Annotated in this window: 5 protein-coding genes and 1 tRNA gene; 5 read left to right on the forward strand and 1 reads right to left on the reverse strand. The window is 70.0% G+C overall.

Annotation, left to right across the window (positions count from 1 at the left end; translation table 11 throughout):
• Nucleotides 1–320: 320 nt before the first annotated feature.
• The 5 genes from topA (at nucleotide 321) to LWF15_RS10790 (ending at nucleotide 9,607) form a co-directional block, all read left to right on the forward strand.
• Nucleotides 321–3,146 carry a type I DNA topoisomerase gene (gene topA / locus LWF15_RS10770; RefSeq protein WP_232810297.1) on the forward strand — a complete coding sequence of 942 codons (2,826 nt, stop codon included), beginning with the start codon at nucleotides 321–323 and terminating at the stop codon, nucleotides 3,144–3,146.
• Nucleotides 3,147–3,409: 263 nt separating this feature from the next.
• The gene (gene tmk / locus LWF15_RS37450; protein WP_232810298.1) at nucleotides 3,410–6,559 is read left to right on the forward strand and encodes a dTMP kinase; all 3,150 of its coding nucleotides are present in this window, start codon (nucleotides 3,410–3,412) and stop codon (nucleotides 6,557–6,559) included.
• Nucleotides 6,556–7,779, forward strand: coding sequence for a DNA polymerase III subunit delta' (locus tag LWF15_RS10780; RefSeq protein ID WP_232810299.1), 1,224 nt, complete (start codon nucleotides 6,556–6,558; stop codon nucleotides 7,777–7,779). The genes tmk and LWF15_RS10780 overlap by 4 nt, the downstream gene beginning before the upstream one ends.
• Nucleotides 7,780–7,846: 67 nt before the next feature.
• The gene (locus LWF15_RS10785) at nucleotides 7,847–9,433 is read left to right on the forward strand and encodes an alpha/beta hydrolase (RefSeq protein WP_232810300.1); all 1,587 of its coding nucleotides are present in this window, start codon (nucleotides 7,847–7,849) and stop codon (nucleotides 9,431–9,433) included.
• A 101-nt stretch (nucleotides 9,434–9,534) separates the two neighbouring features.
• Nucleotides 9,535–9,607, forward strand: a tRNA-Thr gene (locus LWF15_RS10790).
• A gap of 158 nt (nucleotides 9,608–9,765) precedes the next feature.
• Here LWF15_RS10790 and LWF15_RS10795 read toward each other — a convergent pair.
• The gene (locus tag LWF15_RS10795) at nucleotides 9,766–10,977 is read right to left on the reverse strand and encodes a toll/interleukin-1 receptor domain-containing protein (RefSeq protein WP_232810301.1); all 1,212 of its coding nucleotides are present in this window, start codon (nucleotides 10,975–10,977) and stop codon (nucleotides 9,766–9,768) included.
• Nucleotides 10,978–11,080 lie beyond the last annotated feature (103 nt).

The following is an 11,080-nucleotide window of genomic DNA, read 5'->3' on the forward strand; positions in this document are numbered from 1 at the left end:
ACGGCCTGGGCAACCTCCGTTCAGTGGGATTCGTTGTGACGCTGAACACACCCGGATGGACTTGCCGCACTTGAGCCGGGGGTGGCTCCTCGTCACTTTGCGTGTCACTCTCGCTGCGGAGACGTGACGCCGACGAAGGCCGCGAGCACCCACGCCCGGCGGCTCTCGGGTTACGGTGCTTCACCGGTGCGCGTTGTGTAGCGTCCCGCCCCAGCCGCGTGACGGAGGCGAAGAACGCCCCCGTCTGCCCGTCCGGAGAAGAACGGACAGCGTCGCGGGGGGAGTGAGCGTCAGTGGACAGCGTCAGGAAAGGTGAGCCTGTGGCCGCCAGCAAGACCACGAACGGCAGGCGGCTCGTGATCGTCGAGTCGCCTACCAAGGCCCGGAAGATCGCCGAGTACCTCGGCCCGGAGTTCGACGTCGAGGCGAGTGTCGGCCACATCCGTGACCTGCCCCAGCCCAGCGAGCTCCCGCCGGAGATGAAGAAGGGCCCCTTCGGGAAGTTCGCCGTCGACGTGGACAACGGCTTCGAGGCCTACTACGTGGTCGACGCCGACAAGAAGAAGAAGGTCGGCGAGCTCAAGCGGGCGCTGAAGGACGCGGACGAGCTCTACCTCGCCACCGACGAGGACCGCGAGGGCGAGGCCATCGCGTGGCACCTGCTGGAAGTACTGCAGCCGAAGATCCCGGTGCACCGGATGGTGTTCCACGAGATCACCCGGGAGGCGATCAGCCGCGCCCTCCAGCAGACCCGCGACCTGGACGAGCGCCTGGTCGACGCCCAGGAGACGCGCCGGATCCTGGACCGGCTGTACGGCTACGAGGTCTCCCCGGTGCTGTGGCGCAAGGTGCGGGCCGGCCTCTCGGCCGGACGGGTGCAGTCCGTCGCCACCCGTCTGGTGGTCGAGCGCGAACGCGAGCGGATGGCCTTCCGGGCCGCCTCGTACTGGGACCTGACCGGTGACTTCGCCGCGTCCGAGCCGCACGCCCAGGCGGGCCGCTGGTTCGGTGCCCGCCTGGTCGCCCTGGACGAGCGCCGTGTGGCCACCGGCCGCGACTTCGACGACACCGGCCGGCTGACCTCGCCGGACGTCGTCCACCTGGACGAAGCCGCCGCGAACGCCCTGGTGCGAGCCCTCGAAGGGGCGAGCACGAGCGTCCGTAGTGTCGAGGAGAAGCCCTACCGGCGGCGGCCGGCCGCCCCGTTCACCACCTCGACCCTGCAGCAGGAGGCCGGGCGCAAGCTGCGGCTGTCGGCCAAGCAGGCGATGCGCACCGCCCAGTCGTTGTACGAGAACGGCTACATCACCTACATGCGTACCGACTCCACGACGCTGTCGGACCAGGCGGTCAACGCCGCCCGGCAGCAGGCCGCGGACCTGTACGGCGCCGAGTACGTCCCGGCGCAGCCCCGGGTCTACGCCAGCAAGTCGAAGAACGCCCAGGAGGCGCACGAGGCGATCCGCCCGGCCGGAGACCACTTCCGGACCCCGGCCCAGGTCTCGAGCGAGCTCAGCGGCGACGAGTTCCGGCTCTACGAGCTGATCTGGAAGCGCACGGTGGCCTCGCAGATGGAGGACGCCCGCGGCTCCACCGCGACGATCCGGCTCGGGGCGCGCACCTCCGACGGCCGCGACGCGGTCTTCGGCGCTTCCGGCACGGTGATCACCTTCCGTGGCTTCCTGGCCGCCTACGAGGAGGGCCGGGACGAGGAGCGTCACGGTGGCGACGACGACGAACGACGGCTGCCGGAACTGGCGGTCGGTGACGCGCTCGACACCCGGGACCTGACCGCCGACGGTCACACCACCTCCCCGCCGCCGCGCTACACCCAGGCCAGCCTGGTCAAGGCGCTGGAGGAGCGGGGGATCGGCCGGCCCTCCACCTACGCCGCCACGATCGACGTGATCGTCAACCGGGGCTACGTCGGGCACAAGGGCAACGCGCTGGTGCCGACCTGGCTGGCGTTCGCGGTCACCCGGCTGCTGGAGGAACACTTCGGCGGGCTGGTCGACTACGAGTTCACCGCCTCGATGGAGGCCGACCTCGACCAGATCGCCGCCGGTGAGCAGGACCGCCGGCAGTGGCTGGCCCGGTTCTACTTCGGTGACGGCTCGGCACCCGAAGGCGACGGCAGCAGCCAGCAGCCGCGCCCGGCCGGACCGGACGCCATGCACGGGCTCAAGCCGCTGGTCGACGACCTGGGCGACATCGACGCCCGGGACATCAACTCGGTGCCGCTGGGCGAGGGCATCGTGTTGCGGGTCGGCCGCTACGGCCCCTACCTCGAGGTGCCCGGCGAGGACGGCGAGGCCCGGCGGGCCAGCGTGCCGGACGACGTGGCGCCGGACGAGCTGACCGTGGAGAAGGCCCGCGAACTGCTCGAGACCCAGGCCGACGGCGACCGTGAGCTGGGCACCGACCCGGACACCGGACGTCAGATCGTGGCCCGCAACGGCCGGTTCGGCCCCTACGTCACCGAGATCCTCCCGGACGACGCGCCGAAGTCGGCCAAGCCGCGCACCGGCAGCCTGTTCAAGAGCATGGACGTGCAGTCGGTGACTTTGGACGAGGCGTTGCGACTGCTGTCCCTGCCTCGCCTGGTCGGGGTCGACCCGGAGACGAACGAGGAGGTCACCGCCCAGAACGGCCGCTACGGCCCGTACCTGAAGCGGGGCACCGACTCCCGGTCGCTGGAGACCGAGGACCAGATCTTCACGGTCACGATGGAGCAGGCCCAGGCCATCTACGCCCAGCCCAAGCAGCGTGGCCGCCGGGCCGCGGCGCCGCCGCTGCGCGAGCTCGGGCCGGACCCGGTGACCGAGGCCCCGATCGTGATCAAGGACGGCCGGTTCGGCGCCTACGTCACCGACGGCACGACCAACGCCACCCTGCGCAAGGGGGACGAGGTCGAGTCGGTCACGCTGGAGCGGGCTGCCGAACTGCTCGCCGAGAAGCGGGCGGCGGCGCCGCGCAAGACCACGAAGAAGACGGCCAAGAAGACCACCAAGACGACGGCGAAGAAGACCACGTCGACGGCGGCCAAGAAGACGGCCGCGAAGAAGACCACGGCCAAGAAGACGACCGCCGCCAAGAAGGCCCCTGCAAAAAAGGCCACCACCAAGAAGACGGCGGCCGCCGAGTAACCGGCTCCGTACTACCGCCGGACGAACCGGCGGTAGTACGGACGCCCGTACGCCCGGTTCGGGCGGACTCGGCCCGAACCGGTCCCGAATCGCCCTGAAACCGGCCCACAGGCGGTGCCCACGGACGTCCTTGAACGGAAACCTCTTCTGGGGACACGGAACGACCGTTGCCGAACGGGGCGCGCCGGGAACGGTCGTCCCGGCCCCTCGGGACCCGCCCGCTGATTCCGGAGAGTGTCCGTGGCGGCGGTTACCCTGACCGAGTGACAGCCAGTGGAGAGCACCCGAACGGGCCGGACGACGTCGCACCGGTCTTCCAGGTACCCGCGCTGCGCCGCTTCCGGCCGGCCCTGGTTGGGTCGTCGCTGGGTGAGTGGCTCGGTCTGCTGGCCCTCGTCGCCCTGGCCGCCACCCTCACCGACGGGTCGTACACCCAGATCAATCTGGCCGTCGCCGGTGTGCTGGCCCTGCGGCTGGTCCCGGCCGTGCTGCTCGGCCCGGCCGTCGCCGCGGTGACCGACCGGCTGAACGGCCGGCTGGTGCTGGTCTCGGCCGACCTGCTGCGCGCCCTGCTCTTCGTCAGCATCCCCGTCATCGGCAAGCTGACCTGGCTCTACGTCGCGGCCCTGCTGATCGAGGGGCTGGCGCTCGCCTCAGCGCGGGCGAAGCAGACGTCGATCCCCGCGCTGGTGCCCGGGCACCGCACCCAAGAGGCCCTTCGGGCCGGGCGGGGCGTCATCTACGGCGCGGCCCCGGTCGCGGCGCTCGCATTCGCACTGCTGAGCCTGATCAACGGTGTGCTCGCCACTGCGGCCGACCGGTTCGGTGACCGGCCGATCGACCTGATGCTCTACGTCACCGCACTCACCTTCGTCTTCTCCGCCCTGGCGGCCGCCCGGGTCGCGATCCCCCGTCCCGAGACCGGCGACCTCCCGGCCCGTACCTCGGTGATCGGGGCGATCGCCGCCGGCCGGGGGTCCGTCACCTCCACCCCGGCGCTGCGGGGTCTGGTCACCGGCATGCTCGGGGCCTTCGCCGCGGCCGGTGCCGTGCTCGGCCTGGCCCAGACCTACGCCCGCGATCTGGGCGCTGGTCAGCCGGGCTTCGGTGTGCTGTTCGCCGCGGTGTTCATCGGCCTGGCCCTGGGGCTGCGGATCGGGCCGCAACTGCTCGACGGCCTTTCCCGCTTCCGGCTGTTCGGCCTCAGCCTGATCGCGGCCGGGATCTCCCTGGCCGCGCTCGCCCTGATCCCGAACATGGTGATGGCCGTTCTGCTGGCCGGAGTCCTGGGCGTCTGCGGGGGTACGGCGTGGGCGGGCGGGCAGGCGCTGCTCGACCTGGCCGCCGACGGCGGTACGCGCCGACGCACCTCCGCCTACCTCACCTCGGCCACCCAGATCGTCCTGCTGGTGGTCCTGGCCGCCGGGCCCGCGCTGGCCGCGATGATCGGCCGGCACACCGTCAACTTCACCGACACCCGCGCGCTCAGCTACAACGGCGCCGCGTTCGTCTTCCTGATCGCCGCCCTGCTCACGCTGGCACTGGGCATCACCACCTACCGGCAGCTCGACGACCAGGCCGGCACCAGCCTGCGGCACGAACTGCGCGCCCGCTGGGCCGGCCGCCGTCCGGCTGCTGTCAGCCGTCCGCACGCCGGATACCCGGGTGTGTTCGTGGCGCTCGAGGGGGGCGACGGTTCGGGCAAGTCCACCCAGGCCCGGCTGCTGGCCGAATGGCTGCGCTCCGACCAGGGCCACGACGTGGTGCTCACCCGCGAGCCGGGCGCCACTCCGCTCGGGGTCCGGCTGCGCGAGGTGCTGCTCGGCACCGGCGCCCAGCTGGGCAGCCGCCCCGAGGCGCTGTTGTTCGCCGCCGACCGGGCGCACCACGTCGAGGCGGTGGTCCGGCCCGCCCTGGCGCGGGGGGCCGTGGTGGTCACCGATCGCTACATCGACTCCTCCGTGGCCTACCAGGGCGCCGGCCGGGACCTGGACGGCGACGAGGTGCGGCGGATCTCCGAGTGGGCCACCGAGGGTCTGGAGCCGGCCCTGACCGTGCTGCTCGACGTGGATCCGATGGTCAGCAAGGCCCGCCGCGCGCACGATCTGACCCGGGGTGGCGAAGACCGTCTGGAGTCCGAGTCGGACACCTTCCACGAGCGGGTCCGCGCCCAGTTCCTCGCCCAGGCGCGCAGCGCCCCGCACCGTTACCTGGTGATCGACGCCGGGCTGAGTGCAGAAGAAGTGCAGCAGCTGATCCGCGAAGGGGTGCGCCAGGTGCTCCCGGTCTCGGCCCGGCGCCGGGCCGAGCTGGACGAGCGGCTGGCCGAGGAGGACCAGACCCGCGAGCGCCGGGCCCGGGCCGAGGCCGAGGTGCTGCGGATGGACGCGGACCTGCGCCGCCGCCGGGTCGAGGAGGCCCGGGAACGCGAGGAGTCGCGTCGCCGGGCCCGTGACGAGGCCGAGCGGCAGCTGCAGCAGGAGGCCGAGCGGGAGCTGCGGGCCCAGGAGATGCAGCGCAACCGCGAAGAGGTCGACCGCCGTGCCGCTGCGGCGGCGGCCGCAGCGGCACTCGGCCCGGTCACCGAGCCGGTGCAGATGCCCAGTCGGCGCACGGCCCACAGCGGCGAGCCCGGCCAGGTGGAGCAGGGTGCCGACGCGCAGCCCGTCGTTCAGCCGGAGTCCGGCCCGTTCCAGCAGCCCGGCCCCTCCCAGCAGGCGAGCCCGGGTCAACCGGGCCAGTTCCAGCAGCCTGGTCAGGCCGGGCCCGACCAGGCCCGGCCCAATGACTTCCGGCAGCCTGGTGGGGCCCCTCAGCCCGGCCATGTTCAACCTGGTCAGGTTCCGCAGCATGGCCAGCCCCACCCCGGCCAGTTCCGGCAGGCCGGCCAGGGGCAGCAGTCGGCCGCTCCCCCGCCGGCTCGGAGCCAGCAGCCGTCCCAGCAGTTCGAGCAGCCCGACGAGTTGACCGCCCCGCAGCGGTCTCGCTCGGCTGAATGGGCCGCCCCAGAGCAGGCCGAGCACGACCCATGGGCAGCTCCAGAGGCGGCCGAGCCCACCCGGCCGGTGCCGCCCGTTCCCCCGGCCGCCCAGGTTCCACCTGCGCACCAGCCCACCGCATACCCGGCCCCGCACCCAGCCGAACCGCCCTACGAGGGCGCCACCACACCCGTCCCCAATCGGCCCTTGCGCCCGCAACTGCCCGAGACCGAGCGTCGGGAGCAGGAGCTACCGCCCACCCCGGCCCCTACCCCGGCGCGAGCCACTCCCCCGCCCACCGCCCAGATGCCTGAGGTCGCCGACGTGACCGCACTCGAGTTCGACCAGGACCGCACGATCAACCTGTCCGACGGCGAGACCACCACCGACACCGGCGGCAACCCCGTCCGGCGGCGAGGACGGCGGCAGGCGTGAGCGTCTGGGACGACGTGGTCGGGCAGGAAGCCGCGATCGCGATCCTGAAGCAGGCCGTCAAGGCCGCCGGCGAGATGGTGGCGGCCGGCGTGGGGCTGGGAGTGGATGCGGCACCGGACTCCGGCGAGGCGGCCGCCATCTCCGGCGGCATGACCCACGCCTGGCTGATCACCGGCCCGCCCGGTTCGGGCCGCTCCACCGCCGCCCGGGCGTTCGCTGCCGCGCTGCAGTGCCCTCAGGGCGGCTGCGGTGTCTGCCACGCCTGCCAGACCGCTCTGTCCGGTGCCCACGGTGACGTCCGGCTGGTCGCCACCGAGCACGTCATCCTGCGCGTGCTCGACGTCAAACCCCTGATCGAACTCGCTCAGCGCAGCCCGGCCGAGGGGCGCTGGCGGGTGATCGTGATCGAGGATGCCGACCGCCTCAACGACTCCTCCGGCAACATGCTGCTGAAGGCCATCGAGGAGCCGCCGCCCCGCACCGTCTGGTTGCTGTGCGCACCCAGCTCGGACGACGTGCTCACCACCATCCGCTCCCGCTGCCGCCGGGTCGGTCTGCGTACTCCGCCGGTCGCCGCCGTCGCCGAGTTGCTGGTGCGGCGCGACGGGGCCGACCCGGCGATCGCCGCCTTCGCCGCGCGCTCGGCCCAGAGCCACATCGGTCTGGCCCGCCGCCTCGCCCTCGACGAGGACGCCCGGATCCGCCGGCGTGACGTGCTCAAGCTGCCGCTGAAACTGCGCAGTGTCGGCGCCGCCGTGCTGGCCGCGGGCGAGCTGATCGAGGTCTGCAACGAGGAGTCCAAGGCCAGTACCACCGAGCGCGACGCCACCGAGAAGGCCGCACTGCTGCGTTCCCTCGGCGCCGAAGGCCTGTCCACGTTGCCCCCGGCCGTGCGCAGTCAGGTCAAGCAACTCGAGGAGAACCAGAAGCGCCGGGCCACCCGGGCCACCCGCGACGTCCTCGATCGTTCCCTGATCGACCTGCTCTCGCTCTACCGCGACGTGCTCGTGCTGCAGCTCGGCGAGGGCCGCGCGGGCGAGGTGGAGCTGGTCAATGCCGAGATGGCCGATCTCATCGAGGCCGAGGCCCGCAACACCACCGCGACCTCCACACTGCGCCGGATGGAGGCGATCGGCCAGGCCCGCGAGCGGATCGAGGCCAACGTCTCCCCGCTGCTGGCCCTCGAATCGCTGATGGTGCAGCTGCGCCCGGCCGCGTGAGCACGGCCGGTTCGTATAGCGTTCTCGAACGGCCGCGCCCCGCTCACCAGATACGCCGAGGAGAACGATGTTCCGCAGCGACCGGCGGGAGCACCGACCCGCCGTCCGGTCCCTGACCCTCCTTGCTGCAGTAGCCCTCGGGGTGAGCTCCTGCTCGTTCCCCGACTCCGGGTCCGACGGCGGCTCGAACGCCGACCCGACCGCGCTGCCCTCGGCCGGGAGCGTGCCCTCCGGGGTCACCGACCCGGCCGAGGATGCGGCCTACCAGAAGTTCTACGGCCAGCAGGTGAAGTGGACCGACTGCGGCGAAGGCCTGCAGTGCACGAAGTACCAGGTGCCGGTCGACTGGGACGAGCCCGCGGGCGCGACCATCGAGATCTCGGTCAACAAGCTCCCGGCCGCCGGTGACGACCCGATCGGTTCGCTGGTGGTCAACCCCGGCGGGCCCGGCGTCTCCGGTCTGGACTACGCCGCGGTCGCCCAGCAGGCCTTCGGCCAGAGCATCCTGAACGCCTACAGCGTGGTCGGCTTCGACCCCCGCGGGGTCGGCGAGTCGGCACCGATCGAGTGCTACAGCGACGAGCAGTACGACGAGTCCACCTCGGCCGAGGGAACGCCGGACGACCAGGCCGAGATCGCCGAGGCGGTGGCCGACTCCAAGGACTTCGCCCAGGCCTGCCAGCAGAACACCGACACCGCACTGCTGGAGAACGTCGACACGCTCAGCACGATCAAGGACATGGACGTGCTGCGCGCCCTTCTCGGCGACGACGTCCTCTCGTACCACGGCGCTTCCTACGGCACCTACCTCGGCGCCTGGTACGCCGAGGCGTTCCCCTGGCGGGTCGGCCGGATGACCCTCGACGGCGCCATCGACCCCTCCACCACCGCCGAGGAGTACACCGCCGGCCAGGCCGAAGGCTTCTCCCGCGCCCTGCGCGCCTTCGTCACCGACTGCCAGGAAACCGGCGACTGCCCCCTGCGCGGCTCGGTGGAAGAAGGTGTGGCCCAGCTCGCCACCCTGGTGGACCGCACCGATGAGAACCCGCTCGACACCGGTGACCCCGAGCGTCCTCTGACCCAGTCGTTGATGTTCACCGGCATCGCCCAGGGCCTTTACGCCCAGCAGCTGTGGCCGATGCTCACCACCGGCATCTCCCAGGCCACCTCGGGCGACGGCACGGGCCTGCTCACCCTCGCCGACGCCTACCTCGAGCGCACCGAGGACGGCCACTACGGCCAGACCCTCGCCGCCAACCCCGCGATCTTCTGCCTGGACGTCCCGGAGACCCGTACCCCGGAGCAGATCGCCGAGGGCGCCGCCGCGCTCAACAAGCAGTTCCCCCCGCTCGGCGGCTCCATCGGCTGGGGCGGCCTCGGCTGCTCGCAGTGGCCCTACAAGGCCGTGATGGAGCGCAAGGAGCTCCACGCCACCGGCGCCGCCCCCATCCTGGTGCTGGGCACGATCGACGACCCCGCCACCCCGTACGAGTGGTCCGAGGCCCTGGCCTCCCAGCTCGACTCCGGCCGCCTGCTCACCTGGGAGGGCACCGTTCACACGGCCTACCGCCAGGGCAGCACCTGCGTGGACGAGAAGGTCGAGGACTACCTGCTCACCGGCGCCCTGCCGGCCGAAGGAACCACCTGCAAGTAGCCCCCGCCACGCGCACGGGCAGCCTGCGTTCGGCAGCACTCCCCGGAGCCCGTATACTCGTGCATCGTCGCTCCGGCAGAACCTTGCTGGGCCTGCGGCGCGCCACCTTAGCTCAGTTGGTAGAGCAGCTCATTCGTAATGAGCAGGTCGTCGGTTCGAGTCCGACAGGTGGCTCCGAGGTCGGAAGCCCGAAACTGGGCCTGACCAGCAGGAAGGTTGATCGGTGGCACACGAGTCGTGTGCCACCGATTGCTGCTTTGGGCGGGTGGATGCCAAGGGTCTTGCCCCATGCTTGCCCCAGCTTGCGAGCATGAAGCGAGATCTTCACAAGGTCAGGTTTCGCCAATCGGCTCACGCCCGGCTGGCGGGTTCCACCCGTTGATGATGCGTAAGGCATCTTGAACCGCCCTCAGGCCAGCACGGGCCGGCCGAAGCGATTTCCGCAGCGCAGCGGAAAGCACCTCTGCCTCCTTGAAACTGTCTAGCAACCCGCGCATATCACCTGACATATCGTCTATGCCAGCAAACTCGCTCAATAGCGAATCGAGGACCGGACCTAGCTCCGCTACCGACGCGACGTCGGACTGGCCATTCGAAAGACTCCGCAAACTACTGAATGATTTGTCTAGTCGCTTCGCATGATCAAGAAGCTTGAGCCCCTGAGTCTGTATCTCGACGGCGGGCTCCGCAAGCTTTCGAGCCAAGTTCAGACTCCATACCTGCCAGTCTTTCGCCGTGTGAAGAGTCTCCATTCCTGGCGCCAACTGCACCGCTGCACCGAGCGCTTCGATTGCAGGCTTCATCGCTTCTACGGAGTTAGTCAGTCCCGATAGGTCCTGCTCAAGACTTACCACTTGGTCAAGAATCCCTAGCTCATCCGAATCTTCGCCATCCGCATTCCCCTCACTGTTTTGGTGATCCGGCCGAAAGATTCCAACCCCACCCGAAGGGACCTGAGGGCCAGGAACCGAACGTGAGCTACCCGACGAGGCTACTTCCTGACTGAAGAGACGAGACTCTGCTCTACCCAGAACCGCCAAGAGGTCGTCAGAGATTCCTGAAAGCAGAGCTGCCCACTTCGGCGAGTCAAACCCTCCTTCCAGTATGCCCGCCTCGAGAGACCGGTATTGCAGCCGCTCGACAGTTTTGGCAATTGGGTCCGGGCTAGATGACGTCACCAGTGGCGTATTGAGCGGAAGTACAGGCAGTAGGAGCTCCTCCACCTTTCGAGCAGCCGCACTCGCCTCGAAAGCCAGGAATTCCTCGCGACACGCCGGACTCTCCAGGTATGCTGCCGAGACCATTGGAATGAACACCAGGGCGCTTTCGATCGACGATGCGATCTCATCTCTCCAGTCGACCCCCCAGCCAATTCCCTCACGATCCAAGAAAACATCAAGATATCGACCCGACTTTGCTTTCACAAAGTACTTCAGCTTACCAACAAACGGATCAATGAAGTGCAGTTGCCTGTCATCCTCATGCGCATAGCTGACAAAAAGACGTATTGGCGTCTGCTCGGAGAAATCAACAGCCCCGGACACTATCCCCCCTGACCAAGATGAATGAGGCGGTTGAAACTACCAGGCTGGCGGCCGCGAAACTTGCATTTCGCCATTTGCGCTCAATGCACCAATTACCCAGCTT

The organism is Kineosporia rhizophila (assembly GCF_021277265.1).
Taxonomy (GTDB): Bacteria; Actinomycetota; Actinomycetes; order Actinomycetales; family Kineosporiaceae; genus Kineosporia; species Kineosporia rhizophila.